The sequence below is a fragment of the Bradyrhizobium sp. 137 genome (assembly GCF_023074095.1).
Taxonomy (GTDB): domain Bacteria; phylum Pseudomonadota; class Alphaproteobacteria; order Rhizobiales; family Xanthobacteraceae; genus Bradyrhizobium.
Window position 1 is genome coordinate 26,853 of sequence record NZ_JADPKU010000003.1, and the last position, 16,405, is coordinate 43,257.

Below are 16,405 nucleotides of genomic sequence, written 5' to 3' on the forward strand. Positions count from 1 at the left end.
CAACGGCCTTATGCCGCGACGGCCTGCGGCAGGATCGGTGCGACCGCGTCGAAGCGCGTGCCGGCGCGCAGGCAGAAGGCCGGCTGCAGCAGGCGGTCGGCGATGATCTCGTTCTTCTCGTTGTCCTTCAGGACGAACCGGCCGTTCTTCTCCGTGAGCACGGAGATGTCGGCACCCATGCCGACCTTGAGCGCGCCGATCTCCTCGCTGCGGCCAAGCATCTTTGCGGGATTGGAGGTGACCATTGGCACTACCTGCTCCAGCGACAGACCGAGCGCCATCATCGAGCTCATTGCCTGCACCAGACTGAACTTGGCCTGTCCTGCGAACGGATGGTTCTCCTCGTCCTCGTGCTGGTCGGGCGTTCCGGCCGGCGCGGGCACATGCGTGTTGTAGCCGTGAATATCGGCGCCGAGCGTGGTCGGAATGATGCCGGCGGCAATCGCCTTCTTGGCGAGCCGGTAAGAGAAGTGGCTACCGTGACCGACATCGACCTTCAGGCCGCGGTCGAGCGCGGCCTGAATCACCGGATGCACCTCACCCTCGCGGTTGACGAAGCCGCCGGGATGACGCGTGAACGGATGAGCGAGAACATCGCCTTCACGCAAGAGCGGGATCACGCGCGCAAGAATCGTGTCGGCATCCTCGCCATTGGCGCCGCTTTCGGGCAGGCCCCAGAGCTGGCCGAAATGCACGTAGACCGGAAGATCCGCGCGCCTGCCGATCTCCGCCGCCATCTCGATGACGCGAATGCCCCAGCGCGCGAAACCGCCGATCTCGGCATGCGCCTTAATGCCGCGTACAATGTCGAGATTGGCCGTCGCCGCCTTGACCGCGGCGTCAATGTCGACGCCATCGGGACTGTAGAGCTGCGGATAGAAGTGCCCTTCGAGGCCGCCGACGAGGTAGGCGGACAGAAAGGCATAAACTCGTGAGGCCGCGGGCTCCGCGATGAAGTGACGAAAACCGGGCAGCGTCATGCAGGACGGGCCGCCCTGGTCGACCAGCGTCGTCACGCCCGACTGCACGCCGACCATGTCGGGATTCATGCCGAAGCGGCCGGAGACATATTGATAGACATGGGCGTGGGTGTCGATCAGCCCGGGTAGCACCAGCTTGCCGCCGACGTCGACGACCTCCTTGGCGCTGGTCGGCAGAATGTCGGACGCGACGGCTGCAATCCTGCCGTTGCGGATAGCGAGGTCCTTGATGCCATCAACGCCGGAAGCCGGACAGATCACGCGACCGCCTCGCAGCAGAAGGTCGAAGCTGGCAGTAACGGACATGGGCGCTCTCCTCTCCTTGAACGAGCGACAGCATCGCCCAATTACGAAGCATGCTTCGCATTTTGGATGAAGCAAACTCCGTGCCATGATCCGGAGGTGGCGAGCGGGTTCGAATCGAGCTAAGCGCGGCAGGGATTTGGATTGGGAGAGCGTGCATTGCGGCAGGCGAAGACACGTCGCGGCGGGAGCAGGCACCGCCCTTGGCCCTTGTCGCAACGACCCGGATATCTGATCCGCCGGCTGCACCAGATTCACGTAGCACTGTTTCAGGAGGCCTGCGGCGCGTTCGAGGTCACGCCGCTGCAATACAGCCTTCTCACGGCATTGGCGGTGCGTGAAATCGCCGATCAGACCACTTTGGCGGCCGATATAGCCCTCGACCGCACCACCACGACCGGCGCATTGAAACGTCTCGCGGCACGAAACCTGATCGAGCGCGCGGTCAACAAGGACGATCGACGGGCGCGCCTGTGCCGATTGACGCCGGCCGGCGCAGCCTTACTGGTCAAGATCGAGGGCGCGGCGCGACGAGCGCATCGGGCAACGCTGGGGGATCTCAGCGATCGGGAACAGGCGCAGTTCATCGAAATGATGCAGCGCATCGTGGCCGGCCACCCCAGTCGCGACAGTGCCACTGCCTTATTCGATTAGACGCAGTTGCTGCGCTTTTGAGTTGGGCTGCTCAATTTATCATCGTACCCGCTGCTCAGCCATGCAACGTCCCTTGCCTCTCGCCCACTGGCTCGCGCAGAGGATCGCCACCTCGTAGTTCCGGCGGCCAACTTACACGTGAGGTCGAGGCGCGCTTGAGAATCCAACAGCAATCCGACGCAAGCGAGGCTCCATCCGGCATCGATGCAGGCCCTGCTCCGGCCGGCCACAACCGATGGCACGATTTATGCTGCGAGGATGCGAAGCGTGCTTCGTATTGGGGGATGTCATGACGGATTCCGAACTTCGCGCTGATCTTCACAGCATCGAGCCAATTCCCGATGCGGACCGGGACTCAACCGGGCCGCAGCAGATGTGGATCTGGGCCGGCGCCAACATCGCGCCGGTGAACTGGGCGCTCGGCGCGCTCGGCATCATCCTCAAGCTTGGCCTGATGGAGACGATCGCGGTCATCGTGCTCGGCAACATCGTCGGCTGCGCGATCTTCGCGACCTTCACGGTGATGGGGCACAAGACCGGCGTCAATCAGATGGTGCTGAGCCGGTCCGCGTTCGGGGTCCGCGCCGCCTATCTGCCGAGCATCCTGATGTTCCTGATGACGCTGGGCTGGATCGGGGTAAACACCTATTTCCCGGTGAAGGTGTCGATGGGCATCCTCGGGCAGTTCGGCATTCCCGACACCTGGGCGGTCGAGATCGTCGTCATCACGCTGGTCATGGCCGCGCAGGTCCTGATCGGAATCTACGGCTTCTACGCGATACGCACCTTCGAAAAGTACACGGTACCGCCGACCATCGCCATCATGGTGCTGATGAGCGTGTTGGCATGGACGCGCCCGGGTGTCGTCAACTGGAACTTGACGACCTCGCTGCCTCCGGGTGCACATCTGGCGATGCTGACGCTGCTGACGACCGCGATCGGGGTCGGCTGGGGCATTTCCTGGGTGACCTGGGCCTCCGACTATTCGCGCTTCGTGCCGCGCAGCACGTCGTCGAAGGCCGTGTTCTGGTACAGCTATGTCGGCATGTTCGTGCCGACGGTCTGGCTCGGCATCCTCGGCGCGACCATCGCCTCGACGACGCTGGACACCGATCCTGCAAAAATGGTCAGCGCGGTGTTCGGCGGGCCCGTCAGCATCCTCGTCCTGCTGATGGTGCTGCACGGCCCGATCGCCACCAATATCCTCAACGTCTATTCGGCGACATTGGCAGCGCTGAGCGCGGGGCTGAAGTTCTCGCGCTTCTGGCTTACCGTCATCGTCGGCATCGCCGGCTATCTGGTTACGCTGTATTTCATCTTCGCGCCGTCTTTCGCAAAAGCGTTCGACAACTGGATGATCAGCCTGCTCTTATGGATGAGCCCGTGGGCCGGGGTGGTGCTGGCCGACTTCTTCATCAAGCGGAAGGGCAAGATCGACATCGCCGAGCTCTATCGCTCGCCGGAGACCAGCGCCTATGGCGACATCAACTGGGCCGGCATGATCGCCTTCCTTGCGGGCCTCGTTGCCGGATGGCTGGTTGAAGACGGCCTCGTCGGCGCGCTGCAGGGGCCAATCTCGATCAACCTGCTCGGCGGTGCCGACCTGAGCTGGCTATTCGGCATCGGGGTCTCGGGCTTCGTCTATCTCGGGCTCGGCAAGCTCTCGACCTCACCCTCCTCCATCGTTGCGAGCGGCGCAGGCAGATAGCAGCGGCAGTGACGGTCGATTCATGGACTACGTTCTGCGATCCATTCCCGGAAACATCCAGTGGGGGCTCTGGGACGGACGACCGCGCGCGTAACCCTGGGGAGAGGAGCTGCCGCTATCCACGGCAATTTCGGCGTCGCCTCGCCGCCGGGCTGAGGCCGGATGTCCTCGAAGGAGCCGCGGGCATTCGGCGGCAACATGGACAACAAGGAGCTCGGCGCTGGCAGCACGCTTTACTTTCCCGTCTTCGTGCTGGGCGCGCTGTTCTCCGCCAGCGACGGCCATGCGCTCCAGGGCGATTGCGAGGTCTGCCTGACGGCGATCAAGGCCGCGCTCACCGGCACCGTCGAATTCCACGTCCGGCGCGATCTTCGCCTCGCCTCCCCGCGCGCGGAAACCGCAGTCGACTGGATCGCGATGGGGTTCAATGAAGACCTCGAGGATGCGGCCAAGGCGGCGCTGCGCGACATGATCGCGCTGATCCGCGAGAGGAGCGGCCTCAGCGCGCAGGACGCCTATACGCTGTGTTCGATCGCCGCCGATCTCAGAGTTACGCAGATGGTCGACGGCAACAAGGGCGGCCACTGCGTCCTGGCAAAATCCCGCATGCCCTGACCGCGTCCTTCGCTCGACCAGGCGCCGCGAGAGCGCGCCTGGTCAGATCAGGCTCGACTTGCCGCGGCTCAGCACCTCACCCGAGCCTTTGTCGCCGACGATCTCGCCCTGGTCGTACACGATCCGGCCGCGGGCAATGGTGGTGACGGGCCAACCGGTGACATCAAAGCCTTCCCAGGGCGTATAGTCCGAGCCGTGGTGAAGATCGGCCTGCTGAATCTTCTTCTTGAGCTTGGGGTCCCACAGCACGATATCGGCATCGAAGCCGACGCCGATCGAGCCTTTGCGCGGATAGAGGCCGTAGATGCGGGCGTGGTTGGTTGCGGTCAGCTCGACGAATTTTTGCAAGGTGATGCGGCCCTTCGAAACACCTTCCGAGAACAGGATCGGCAGCCGGGTCTCGACGCCGGGAATGCCGTTCGGGACCCAGCGGAACGAGGTACGAGCGTTCGGCGTCAGCTTGCCCTTGGGATCGTCGTAGCGGAACGGGCAATGATCGGACGAGAAGGTCTGGAACACGCCTGATGTGATGCCCTCCCAGATCGCCTGCTGGCTTTCGACATCGCGTGGCGGCGGCGAGCAGACATATTTCGCGCCCGTAATGTCCATGTTGAGGCCCTTCATGTCATCAGCCGTCAGCGTGATGTATTGCGGGCAGGTCTCCGCATGCACCGGCAATCCGCGCTGCTGTGCCCAGCGCACCTGCTCCATCGCCTCGCGGCCGGAGACGTGCACGATCATGATGGGAACGCCGATCACCTCGGCATGGCTGATGGCGCGATGCGTCGCCTCGCGCTCGACGGCCTGAGGCCGCGAGGCGCCGTGATAGTAAGGGGCAATGTGGCCCTCGCGCTCGAGCTTATTGGTGAGGAAACGGATGGCGTCATAGCCCTCGCAATGGACCATCACTAGCGCCTGCTCGCGGCGGGCGACCTCGAAGACCTCGAGCAGCTGCTTGTCGCTGAGTACGAGGTCGTCATAGGTCATGAACACCTTGAAGGAGGTGTAGCCGTCCTTGACCAGGGCCGGCAGCTCCTGCCCGAGCACCACCGCGGTCGGATCGGAGATGATGAGATGGAACGCGGTGTCGATATAGCATTCGCCTTCGGCGAGCTTGCGGTAGTTCTCGACGCAGGTGCGCAGCGAGGTGCCCTTCTCCTGTAGCGCGAAGGGCAGCACCATGGTGTTGCCGCCGGCAGCCGCCGCGCGCGTCGCTGAGGCGAAGTCGTCGGCCATCACCACGTCCGGGCCAGAGGCTTGCGAGATGTGGACGTGGCTGTCGATGCCGCCCGGCAGTGCCAACAGGCCCGTCGCGTCGATCTCGCGCGCGGCACCCTCGATGCGATCGGCAATGCTGACGATGCGGCCGTCGCGAATGCCGATATCGGCGCGAAACTCGTCGCTGGCGGTCACGATGGTGCCGCCGCGAATGGCGAGATCGAACTGCATCACTTGCGCCTCCGTCACTTGATGACCGCTGATGTCTGGAATATGCGGCCCCACCCCGCAAGGGCCCTGATGTCGCCGCCGGCGAGGCCGAGAGTCCGCCACAACGTGACCGCGACCGAGTCGAGAACAGCGACATCCAATTCCCGTTCGAGCGAGGCCGCAAGCGCCGCACCATCGAGATTGGTGCAGAGGATGACGATCGCATCTGCCCCCTCCGCCGCCACGGCGCGAATCACGTCCGCAATGGTCGCCGGCGCGACCTCGCCAAAGGAGAAATTGTCGCGCAGGCCGAGGTGCCGCTCGGCGTGCGGGATGATCCCCTCCTCGGCCCAGACGTCGGCGATGCGCCGCTGCACATCGTCCGTATATGGCGAGACCAGGCCGACGCGCTTGGCGCCGAGCGCGCGGGCGGCATCGATGCAGGCGAGCGTCGACGTCGTCGCCGGCTTGCCTGTGCGAGCCGTAATCGCCTCGCACAGGCTCCGGTCGCGGCCGACGCCGAGCCAGCTTGCGGAAGTGCCATTCCAGGCAATCGCGTCGACCTTGGCATCGGCCAGCAGGTCCGCGGCCGGCAGCATCACCGAGGCATCGAACTGGCTCAGCGCAGCGGCGTCGAGCGCAATCTCGGTGACGCGAAAGCGCGAGAAATGTGCGGTGACATCAGCCACGCCATGCAGCATGGCGCTGGTGACGGGCTCGAGCACCGAGTTGGAGGACGGCGTGATCATGCCGAGACGCTTGCGCATGGCGATACCTTACGACGCCTGCGCAAGCCGCGTCGACTCCTCCCGGATCAAAGCCAGGATGTGGCGCTTGGCGTCGTTGAATTCGGGGCTGGTGATGTCACGCGGTCGCGGCAGATCGAAATTGACGGCCTCGCGGATCCGGCCCGGCCGCCTGGTCATCACCACGATCTTGTTGCCGAGCACCAGGGCCTCGTCGACGCTGTGGGTGACGAACACGATGGTGCAGCGGCGCTTCTGCCAGATCGCGACCAGCTCCTCCTGCATTTCGAGCTTGGTCTGGGCATCCAGCGCAGCGAACGGCTCGTCCATCAGGATCACGCTCGGGTTCATCAGCAGCGCGCGGGCGATGCCGACCCGCTGGTTCATGCCGCCCGACATTTCGGAGGGATGATGATGCTCGAAGCCGCGCAGGCCGACGAGATCGATGAACTCCATGGCGTGGTCGTGGCGCTCGGTCTTGGCGACGCCCTTCAGCTTGAGGTGGAAGGCGACGTTGTCGATCGCCGTCAGCCACGGCATCAGCGTCGGCTGCTGGAACACGACACCGCGGTCCGAGCCCGGGCGCTCCACCTGCTTGCCGTCGACCAGCGTGCGGCCGGAGGTCGCCTGCTCGAATCCGGCGATGATGTTGAGGAGGGTCGACTTGCCGCAGCCGGAAGGGCCGAGCAAGCAGACGAAGTCGTTGGCCCCGATGTCGAGATTGATGTTGTCCAGCGTCAGCAGGTCGCGACCGCGCCGCTTGTCCGAGAACACCTTGACGATGTTGCGAAGCTCGATTGCCGCCATCAGCGCGCCCTGCCCTGCACGGTGGTCGTCTGCTGCCAGCGCAGCGTGCGCGCCATGATCGCCTTGAGCCCGAGGTCGGAGAGATAGCCGAGCAGCCCGATCGAGATCATCGCAGCCAGCACGATGTCGTAGCGCAGGAAGTAGTAGGAATCCCAGAGCACGTAGCCGAGGCCGCTCTTGACCGCGACCATCTCGGCCGTGACCGTCAGCATCCAGGCCGAGCCGACCGCGATACGTAGCCCTGCGAAGATCGAGGGCAGCGCCGCCGGCAGCACGATGTCGGTCAGCATCTGCCGGCCATTGGCGCCCATCATCGCACCGGCGCGGACCAGATTGTGATCCACGGTCTTCACGCCATGGATGCTGTTCATCAGCACCGGGAAGAAGGCGCCGAGGAAGACCAGGAAGATCGCGGGCTTGTCGGCGATGCCGAACCAGATGATGGCCAGCGGGATCCAGGACACCGGCGGGATCGGGCGGAGCATCTGCAGCGTCGGCTCCAGCGTCTTCTCGAACAAGCGCGACCAGCCGATCGCGACGCCCGCGAGGATGCCGAGGAGGCTCGCCAGCGCAAAGCCGCCGAACACGCGAAGCGCGCTGGCAAGCGCGTCGCGCAGCCAGTGCCCGGAATAGGTCTGCGTGGTCTCGTCGAAGCCGAACACCCAATCGCCGAGCGCATGCAGCACCGCGCTGGGCGCCGGCAGCAGCGCGGGCGGAAGCATGCCGCTGCGGGCAAAGGCCTCCCAGCCCGCGATCAGCAGCGCAGGCACAACGAGGCGTTCGAGCCCCTGGAATGCCCGCGTCAGCCGAAACGCCGGCCTGACCGGCGAGACGTCAGTAACCGAGGTCATTCTTGGCTTTTCCGGTGGCCTGCTCCAGGAACGAATAGTCCATGTTCTTCTCCGCGTCCGCGGAAACGTCCTTCGAAATGTATTTGAGGTCACGCATCATCGCGGCAATCGCCAGCGTTTGCGAGCGATGGATCGCGGGATCGGGCGAGGCATTCTTCAGCGCCTCAGTCGCGACAGTCTTGTCGAGGCCGGTGAGCTTGTTGATGGCCTCGACCCATGGCGCCTTGTCGGCGATCAGCTTGTTGTCGAGCTCGACCACGGCGCCGACGACGCCCTGGACGCCGGCGCGCTGACTCGCGATCACATCCGAACGCGTGACGATCAGATTCGTGAGATTTCCCGCAGCCTGCTCATACGGCAGCACAAAATGCTTGCCGGCGCCGGCGAGCCGGATCTGTGAGGCGAACGGCTCGACCGAGCAGATCATGTCGACCTCGCCGCGCTGGAGCGCGGCGAGATGATCTGACGGATTGGGGATGTTGATGAACTGGATGTCCTTGTTGGGATCGACGCCCTGCTTGAGGAATGCGCCGCGCATGTGGATGTCCTGGGCATTACCGCGGGACGCCGCGATCTTGAGCGGCTGACCGTCGCCCTTCGCCTTCGCAACGGTCGTCTTGAACGTCGCCCAGTCCTCAGGGGGAAGGTTCAGTTTCACGGAGGAGAGGCATTCCGAGCCGCCATTGATCTGGCCTGAGACGGCGACGACGTCGAAACCTTTGTCGAGCGCTGTGATGTAATGGAGATAGGTCACCTGCGCGACGTCGATGCTCTTCGAGACCAGGGCGGTGAGCACGTCATTGCCGGAGTTGAAGCCGGTGGCCTCGACCTCGACGCCCTTCGCCATCCCCGGGATCAGCGACATCGGCAGGCAGTGCGCGCATTTGGCGTAGCCGAGCTTGATCTTCGCGGCTTGCGCGGAGGCGAGATCGCTTCCGCCAAGCATTGCCGCCATCACCACGAGGCCCAGTCGCAAACTCGTCCGCATCACCTGCTCCGTTTCGAATGCGCGGGATCTCGCGCGTCAGAAACGATCATCCGCCGCCCTTAGCCACAATGCAATCCAGTTTCTGCATGCTGCATACAATTTGCGCGCTATGCCATTGTTTTCAGCGAGATGCGTCGATATTTTGAGCAGGCCAAAGGGCCGGAAACGGCTAAGATCAACGTGAGAAGTGAGGCACGCGTGCAGCCAAAATCGGAAGCGCCAAAGGGACGAAAGTCGCCCAAACTCAAGCGGACGGGCCTGCACGAGCGTGCCGCGGCGCGGATGCGGGCGATGATCATTCGCGGCGAGCTGCCACCGGGTTCGCAAACCCAGGAGACGAAGCTGTCGAAGGAGCTCGGCGTGTCGCGCACCCCCTTGCGCGAGGCGATGAAGGTGCTGGCGGCTGAAGGCTTGATCGAGCTTCGTCCCAATCGCAGCCCGCGCATTGCCGATATCGCGGTGGACGGCATCTCGGAATTGTTCGAGGCCCTCGCCGGCATCGAGCGGCTCGCCGCCGAGCTCGCCGCGGAGCGCGCCACCGAGCGCGACCTCGCCCGCCTGCGCACGCTTCAGACCCGCATGGAGGGTCATCACCGCAACGGCAAGCTCGACGATTATTTCACCATCAACGGCGAGATTCACAACACCATCGTCCGCATGGCCCGCAACACACCGCTGCGCGAAGCCCACGAGACGCTGATCTCCCGCGCCGAGCGCGCGCGCTATCTCGCGCTCGGCGCGAACAGGCGCTGGAGCAATTCGGTCGACGAGCACGCGGACATCCTGGCCGCGCTGGAGGCACGCGACAGCGAAGCGGCCGGCCGCCTGCTCGGCGCCCACGTCGCGCGCACCGGCACGGCGCTGCTCGAAGTCCTCGCCGCCTCTCAGGCCAAACGGACGGCGGCATAATCATGAAGCTGCTGCTGCTCAACCCGAACACCAGCACCGAGGTCACTCAGTTGATGTTGGGAGTCGGGCAGCGCGCCGCTTCCTCCGGCACCGAGCTGATCCCCTGCACCGCGACCCGCGGGGTGCCCTATATCGCCACGCGTACCGAAGCGCAGATCGGCGGCGCCATTGCGCTGGAGATGCTGGCAGAGCAGCACATGAAGGTGGATGCCGCAATCATCGCGGCATTCGGCGATCCCGGCCTGTTCGCGGCGCGCGAGACCTTCGACATCCCCGTGATCGGCATGGCGGAAGCCGCCATGCTGACCGCCTGTATGGCCGGACGCCGCTTTGCCATCGTCACCTTCGCCCAGGCCCTGGGCCCTTGGTACGAGGAATGCGTCCGCGCCCACGGGCTGTGGCAGCGGTGCGCCGGCATCCGCATGCTCGATGCGCCGTTTCAGGCGATCTGCGAGGTCGGCACCGAGAAGGAAGACGTGCTGGTCGAGCTCGCCCAGCGCGCCATCATCGAGGACGAGGCCGATGTGCTGATCTTCGCCGGCGCCCCGCTCTCGGGCCTTGCCGAGCGCGTCGCCGAGCGGATTCCGGTCCCGGTGGTCGATCAGGTCATCGCCTCCGTGAAACAAGCCGAGGCGCTGCATGCGCTGCGCCTGCGCAAGGCAACGGCGGGAACGTATCGCCGCCCCGCCGCCAAGCCGACCATCGGCCTTGCCGACGCGCTCGCCGCCCGGCTCGAGCATCGCGACCGCTAGGGGAGCTTCGGCCGGCGATACGAAAACCCCAATTCGTTCTCGAGGATACGGCCGAAGGCAAACAAGCGGGATTCGCAGCCCGGCGGCGCGATGTTCAATCCTTCCTTGCCGAGCAGCGGAATCCAGGAAATCATCCTGATGATGTTCGAGGTCCAGAACGGCACGGTGCAGAGCAGGAACAGGCCTAATGGCTCAGCTCTCTGCACTTCATGGCGGCACGCGGCTCAGGAAGGCGGCAGGACTTATGAACCGATCGCAATGAAGAGAAGATTCTCCGGACTTTCGTTTTTGCGAATTATTCTAGTCTGAGCCCGCCTTTCGAAAAAGTTCCTCGCTCCTACACCATCAAGCATCCGCTGCCTGGCTCTTGTCGGGCGATATAGCCATGAATTGGAAGTGGAAATCAGGCGGGCAGAAGCGAAGCAGGCGACCCAATGTGTGGGATAGCTTCGACCAGCTCGCGCGTGTAATCCGTCTGCGGATTGGCAAACAGAGCGAGGCTCTCGCCCTGCTCGACGATGCCACCGGCGCGCAGCACGATGGTCCGGCTGCACATCATGCGTACCACGTTGAGGTCGTGACTGACGAACAGGAAGGCGAGATTGTCCTCGCGCCGAAGCCGGTCGAGCAGCTGCAGCACTACGGCCTGCACCGAGACATCGAGCGCCGCAGTGGGCTCGTCGAGCACCAGCAAACGCGGCCGACACGCAATGGCGCGGGCGATGCCGATGCGCGCCTTCTGGCCACCCGACAATTGATGCGGGAAGCGGGACAACAACTCACGCGGCAGGCCGACGCGGTCGGCGCACTCCTCGACCCGGGACCGCAGCGCGTCGCCGGGGCGCAGGCCGGTGAGCCTCAGCAGCGGATGAGCAATGCAGTCGAACGCGGTAAAGCGCGGATTGAGGCTCTCGTGCGGATCCTGAAAGACGATCTGGATTTCCTTGCGTAGCGGCGAGCGATGAAAATCACGCGCCGGCAGCTTTGCGATCGAATAGCCGTCGAACAGGATATCGCCTGCGCTCGGATCGATCAGCCGGCAGATCATGCGGGCGGTGGTGCTCTTGCCGGAGCCGGACTCCCCGACCAGGCCGACGCTCTCGCCCGCCGCCACGGTCATCGAGAAATCCGCTACCGCAGCGGCGCCATCGTCAAAACGCTTGACGACGTGCTGGACGTCGAGCAGCGGCGGCGTGCCCGGCGCGGGCGTCGGCCGGTCCTTCACCTCGACAACCGGCAGAGCTTCGTCGGCCGGCACGAGGTCGCCGACACGCGATGTCGCGGTCGGCGACGATGCCACCAGTCGCTTGGTATAGGCGTGCTGCGGCGCCCGAAACAATGTCTGCGGCGCGCCTTCTTCCACGAGCCGCCCCTGCTCCATCACCACCACGCGCCGACAATAATGTGCCGCAAGACCAAGGTCGTGGGTGATGAGGATTGTCGTCATGCCCCGTTCGGCGACGATGCGCGCCAGGAGGTCCATCACCACCTTTTGTGTCGTCACATCGAGGCCGGTGGTCGGCTCGTCGGCAATCAGAAGTGATGGGTTGCAGGAGATCGCGATCGCGATCATCACGCGCTGGCACATACCGCCGGAGAGCTCGTGCGGATAGGCATCCAGCCGCCGGTCGGGATCGCGGATCTGCACCGCGCGCAGCAACTTCAGCGCCTCGGCCCGCGCCTCCTGCTTCGAGAGCCGCCGATGCGAAAGGACGGCGTCGGCGATCTGGGCACCGACGGTGCGGATCGGATTGAGCGCGGCGCGCGGATTCTGGAAGATCATCGCCATGTTGGCGCCGTGCAGGTTGCGCAGCTCCGCCCCCGATGCGCGCGTAATGTCCTGGCCCCTGAACTTGACACGACCGGCGGTGATGCGACCCGCTTTGTCGAGCAGGCCCGTGACCGCGAAGCCGGTGACTGATTTGCCGGACCCGCTCTCGCCGACGAGGCCCAGCATTTCACCCGGCTGGAGCGACAGCGAGACTCCCCGCAGCGCCTCGACGAGCCCGCGCCGCGTCGAGAACGTCACGCCGAGATTGTCGATTTCGAGCAGTGGCGACATCATGTGCGCATGCGCGGATCGAGGATATCGCGCAACCCGTCGCCGAGCAGGTTGAAGCAGAGCACGGCCAGCATCAGGGCCAGCCCCGGAAACGACACCAACCACCACCTGCCCGTCGAGATGAAGCGCGCGCCCTCGGCGACCATGATGCCCCATTCCGGCGTCGGCGGCTTGACGCCCAGGCCGATGAAGGAGAGGCCCGCGGCATTCAGGATCGCCCAGCCGAGATTGAGCGACATCTGCACCGCCATCGCCGGCAGCACGTTGGGTAGCAGGAAGCGCAGCACGACGGAGACATGCCCATCGCCGCAGGCGCGCGCCGCCTCCACCCAACCGAGATTGCGGCGGATGTTGACCTCCGCGCGCGCGAAGCGGATGTAGAACGGCAGATTGATGATCGCGGTCGCGTTGACGATATTCTCGACCCGGTTGCCGAGCGCTGCGACCATGGCCATGGCGAGCACGAAGAGCGGAAAGGCCATCAGCACGTCGACGAACCGGCCGACCGCGCGATCGAGCTTGCCGCCGACATAGCCGCAGAGCGAGCCGATCACCGTGCCGATCACGAAGGACACGCTGACGGCCGTCACGGCGATGGCGAGATCGAGCCGCGTGGCGACGATCAATCGGCTGAAGACATCGCGGCCGAGCTGGTCGGTGCCGGCCCAGTGGAGTGCGCTCGGCGGCTGCAGCGCACGCGGCACGTCCGAAGCGACGGGATCATAAGGCACCAGCATGGGGCCGAAGATTGCGACCAGCGCCAGCAATATCGCCGCCGCGGCGGCAATCGCGGTAACGAGGTTACCGCGCAGCACCCACACGGTGTGACGCAGCCCCGACCATGTTGCTGTCAGGCTCATACGACCGTCGCCCTGGGATCGGCGATGCCGTAGAGCACATCGACCAGGAGATTGACCGCGACGAAGATGCTGGCCATCAGCAGCACGAAGCCCTGCACCGGCGCATAGTCGGAGACCAGCAGCGCATCGAGCGCGTAGGACGCAACGCCCGGCCAGGAGAACACTTTCTCGACCAGCACGTTGGCACCGAGCATGGTCGAGAACACGATGCCGGCGATGGTGATCACGGGCAGGATTGCATTCCGCAGCGCATAGGTCACCACGATCTGCCAGCGCGACAGGCCGATCGAGCGCGCGGTACGCACGAAATCGCTTCCGAGCGACACCAGCATCGAGGCACGGGTGATGCGGGCGAGCGGCGCGATCACGAACAGCGCCATCGTGAAGGCAGGCAGCATCAACTGACGCGCCGCGGCCCACCACCCCTCGACGTCACCCGCGAGCAGGAAATCCACCATCAGGAAGCCGGTGCGCGCCGGCGGCACCGAGGCGAAGACGTCGATCCGTCCGGTCGGATCGGGGGCAAGACCCAGCAGATAGTAGAACACGTAGATCAGCAGCAGTCCGGAGACGAAGGTCGGCACGCAGACGCCGAGCGAGCAGAACAGCCGTACGCCGTGATCGATCAGCGAGTTCGGCCGCAGCGCGGCCAGCACGCCGAGCGGCACCGCCGCGATCAGCGCGATCACGAGCGCGGTTAGCGTCAGCTCGAGCGAGGCCGGCAGCCGCTGCCGCAGGTCCTTGGCAACCGGCTGCCCCGTCATCATGGAACGGCCAAGATTGCCGCGGCCGACATCGTAGAGATAGATGCCGAGTTGCTCCGGCAGCGACCTGTCGAGCCCGAGCTGCCTGCGGACGACTTCGATCTCCTCGTTGCCGGCACTGGGACCGGAGGCAAAGAACACGGCGGGATCGCCTGGCAGCACCCGCATCAAGAGGAAAGTGAAGACCAGCACGCCGAACAGCGCCGGCAGCGACGAGAGAAACCGCCGCCCGGTCCGGATCAAAGTCGCACCGATGGTGCCCATGCTCTTCGCCGCGCTCCCGGCTCCGCTGCTATTTGCGGCTCAGGTTACGATAATCCACCTGGCGGGTGAATTGATAGACATAGCCGTCGAGATTGGCGGCCATGACCGCGTCCTGCGCCGGTTGCCAGAGCGGGACCTGGAACATCTGCTCGAAATGGATGGCGTTGAGCTCCTTGCCCTCCGCCTCGTACTTCGCCTTGTCCGGCTCGAAGCGCGCTGCCTGCGCGATCTCCTCCAACTCGGCATTGTCAGTGGACGAATAGTTCCAGCGCTGATTGCCGGTGTAGAAGTTGCGGTAGAAATAATCGGTCGACGGCAGCCAGGCGACGATGCCCTCGGTGAAGAAGGGCAGCTTCTTCTCGTTGATCGAGGTCGACATCTGCGCATCCGGCAGCTTCTGGATGTCGACCTTGATGCCGATCTTCTCCAGCGATTCCTTGACCAGGGCGGCCATCGGTTCGGCAGTCGCGGCCTGACCGACGTTGAAGCTGAAGGTCGTGGCGAAACCTTCGGGCACGCCAGCCTCCTTCAGATAGGCCCGCGCCTTCTCCAGATCGAGCTTGACCGGTTGCGGGATCGGATAGCCGCCGCTCGGCGGCCTCCCGTCGGCCCAGCTGGCACCGAACAGCGGCGCGCCGCGGCCGAACAGCGCCGCCTTGAACATGTCATCATAGGGTAGCGCCGCGGCGACAGCCCGGCGGACGTTGACGTTGTCGAACGGCGGGATCTTGTTGTTCATCGAGATGAAGGTCACCGCATTGTATTGCGGCGTCGAAATCACCTTCAGCTTGCCTTTGGCCTCCAGCGCCTGGACGTCGCTGGCCTGCAGATCGATCACGAGGTCCGCGTCGCCGCGCTCGACCAGATTGGCGCGCGTCGCCGGCTCCGGTACCGACTGGATGATCAGCCGCTTGAAGAACGCCGGCTTGTCCGGCGAGCCGCGATTCCAGGCCTCGTTGCGCTTGGCGATCGCCTGCTCGCCCGGCTTGAAGGTTTCGACGATATAGGCGCCGCTGCCCGCCTCGTTCTCCTTCAGCCAGCTCAGCGCCCAAGGATCCTCAGGCGTCGCATGCGATTTGGCAAGCTTGGAATTGATGATGATGGGATAGACGGTCGCAAGGTTCGGCAGCGCCAGCTTGTCGGGCCGCGGCAATGTCACTTCAAGGGTCAGTGGATCGATCACCTTGAACTGGTCGGCGCTGGTCAACGATCCTGTCAGCAATTGCGCCTTGCCGAGTACCGGCGCGGTGACGCAGCGGTCGAGCGACCACTTCACGTCTTCTGCAGTAACCGGCGAGCCATCGTGGAACTTGGCGTCGGGACGAAGCTTGAAGGTGAGCTTCAGGCCATCGGGGCTGACGCTGAAGGACTCCGCGAGCTCGCCATTGATGGTATCGAGATCGAACACCCATTTGCCGTTGAGCTGTTTGCGGCCGAACGACACCAGCCGGTCATAGCTGCTCATGCTGAGCGCGAAGGCTTCGCGGGTCGAGCCGGGAATGTTGGGATCGAGCGTGTTGACCGTTGCCGCCGTCACGTAGCGCAAGGTCTCAGCGCGGCTCTGCGCACGGGCCGCGGGCGCAATCAATGTCGCCGAAAGAAGAACGGCGGACGCCGAAATCAGATGCCTGGAAATCACGGGGTACATCGCCTCTGTCCTTTGTTAGGCCGCGCACGCCCGAAATGGCAGCAAATCATGTGCCAGAAACCGGCA

Annotated in this window: 15 protein-coding genes and 1 pseudogene; 5 read left to right on the forward strand and 11 right to left on the reverse strand. The window is 64.6% G+C overall.

The features are described 5' to 3' along the window. Window positions 1-8 precede the first annotated feature (8 nt). On the reverse strand, window positions 9-1,286 hold the full coding sequence (locus IVA78_RS00485) for an amidohydrolase/deacetylase family metallohydrolase (protein WP_247463670.1): 1,278 nt from the start codon (window positions 1,284-1,286) through the stop codon (window positions 9-11). Window positions 1,287-1,442: 156 nt separating this feature from the next. On the opposite strand from IVA78_RS00485, the gene IVA78_RS00490 reads away from it, so the two are divergent. From IVA78_RS00490 to IVA78_RS00500, 3 genes are all read left to right on the forward strand, one after another. Then, window positions 1,443-1,937 carry a MarR family transcriptional regulator gene (locus tag IVA78_RS00490; protein WP_247281391.1) on the forward strand — a complete coding sequence of 165 codons (495 nt, stop codon included), beginning with the start codon at window positions 1,443-1,445 and terminating at the stop codon, window positions 1,935-1,937. A gap of 289 nt (window positions 1,938-2,226) precedes the next feature. Then, entirely contained in the window at window positions 2,227-3,645 is a 1,419-nt protein-coding gene (locus IVA78_RS00495) for a cytosine permease (RefSeq protein WP_247281390.1), read from the forward strand. A gap of 162 nt (window positions 3,646-3,807) precedes the next feature. After that, window positions 3,808-4,260 carry an acetamidase/formamidase family protein gene (locus IVA78_RS00500; protein WP_247281389.1) on the forward strand — a complete coding sequence of 151 codons (453 nt, stop codon included), beginning with the start codon at window positions 3,808-3,810 and terminating at the stop codon, window positions 4,258-4,260. 42 nt (window positions 4,261-4,302) lie between these two features. Here the strand turns inward: IVA78_RS00500 and hydA are convergent, their stop codons facing one another. From hydA to IVA78_RS00525, 5 genes are read right to left on the reverse strand one after another with little or no spacing between them, the layout of a single operon-like run. Then, the gene (hydA, locus tag IVA78_RS00505; protein WP_247281388.1) at window positions 4,303-5,712 is read right to left on the reverse strand and encodes a dihydropyrimidinase; all 1,410 of its coding nucleotides are present in this window, start codon (window positions 5,710-5,712) and stop codon (window positions 4,303-4,305) included. Window positions 5,713-5,723: 11 nt separating this feature from the next. Further along, window positions 5,724-6,455 carry an aspartate/glutamate racemase family protein gene (locus tag IVA78_RS00510; protein WP_247281387.1) on the reverse strand — a complete coding sequence of 244 codons (732 nt, stop codon included), beginning with the start codon at window positions 6,453-6,455 and terminating at the stop codon, window positions 5,724-5,726. 9 nt (window positions 6,456-6,464) lie between these two features. Continuing rightward, entirely contained in the window at window positions 6,465-7,241 is a 777-nt protein-coding gene (locus IVA78_RS00515) for an ABC transporter ATP-binding protein (protein WP_247463672.1), read from the reverse strand. After that, the gene (locus IVA78_RS00520; RefSeq protein ID WP_247281385.1) at window positions 7,241-8,092 is read right to left on the reverse strand and encodes an ABC transporter permease; all 852 of its coding nucleotides are present in this window, start codon (window positions 8,090-8,092) and stop codon (window positions 7,241-7,243) included. The genes IVA78_RS00515 and IVA78_RS00520 overlap by 1 nt, the downstream gene beginning before the upstream one ends. Continuing rightward, entirely contained in the window at window positions 8,076-9,080 is a 1,005-nt protein-coding gene (locus tag IVA78_RS00525; protein ID WP_247415283.1) for an ABC transporter substrate-binding protein, read from the reverse strand. The genes IVA78_RS00520 and IVA78_RS00525 overlap by 17 nt, the downstream gene beginning before the upstream one ends. A 198-nt stretch (window positions 9,081-9,278) precedes the next feature. Here IVA78_RS00525 and IVA78_RS00530 point away from each other — a divergent pair, with 198 nt between their 5' ends. Both IVA78_RS00530 and IVA78_RS00535 read left to right on the forward strand, forming a co-directional pair. Continuing rightward, entirely contained in the window at window positions 9,279-9,989 is a 711-nt protein-coding gene (locus IVA78_RS00530) for a GntR family transcriptional regulator (RefSeq protein ID WP_247281383.1), read from the forward strand. Window positions 9,990-9,991: 2 nt separating this feature from the next. After that, on the forward strand, window positions 9,992-10,741 hold the full coding sequence (locus tag IVA78_RS00535) for an aspartate/glutamate racemase family protein (RefSeq protein ID WP_247281382.1): 750 nt from the start codon (window positions 9,992-9,994) through the stop codon (window positions 10,739-10,741). Between the two features lie 95 nt (window positions 10,742-10,836). Here IVA78_RS00535 and IVA78_RS00540 read toward each other — a convergent pair. The 5 genes and pseudogenes from IVA78_RS00540 to IVA78_RS00560 all read right to left on the reverse strand — a co-directional run. Further along, window positions 10,837-10,929 (reverse strand): annotated as a pseudogene (locus tag IVA78_RS00540) (ABC transporter permease); the annotation flags it as partial. Between the two features lie 215 nt (window positions 10,930-11,144). Continuing rightward, window positions 11,145-12,806 carry an ABC transporter ATP-binding protein gene (locus IVA78_RS00545; protein WP_247281381.1) on the reverse strand — a complete coding sequence of 554 codons (1,662 nt, stop codon included), beginning with the start codon at window positions 12,804-12,806 and terminating at the stop codon, window positions 11,145-11,147. Then, window positions 12,803-13,663 (reverse strand): ABC transporter permease, encoded by an 861-nt coding sequence (locus IVA78_RS00550; RefSeq protein WP_247463675.1) that lies wholly within the window; start codon window positions 13,661-13,663, stop codon window positions 12,803-12,805. The genes IVA78_RS00545 and IVA78_RS00550 overlap by 4 nt, the downstream gene beginning before the upstream one ends. Continuing rightward, complete coding sequence (locus IVA78_RS00555; protein ID WP_247281379.1) at window positions 13,660-14,691, reverse strand: ABC transporter permease; 1,032 nt, start codon at window positions 14,689-14,691, stop codon at window positions 13,660-13,662. Before IVA78_RS00555 ends, IVA78_RS00550 begins: the two co-directional genes overlap by 4 nt. Before the next feature lie 28 nt (window positions 14,692-14,719). Further along, the gene (locus IVA78_RS00560; RefSeq protein ID WP_247281378.1) at window positions 14,720-16,339 is read right to left on the reverse strand and encodes an ABC transporter substrate-binding protein; all 1,620 of its coding nucleotides are present in this window, start codon (window positions 16,337-16,339) and stop codon (window positions 14,720-14,722) included. Between the last annotated feature and the right edge of the window lie 66 nt (window positions 16,340-16,405).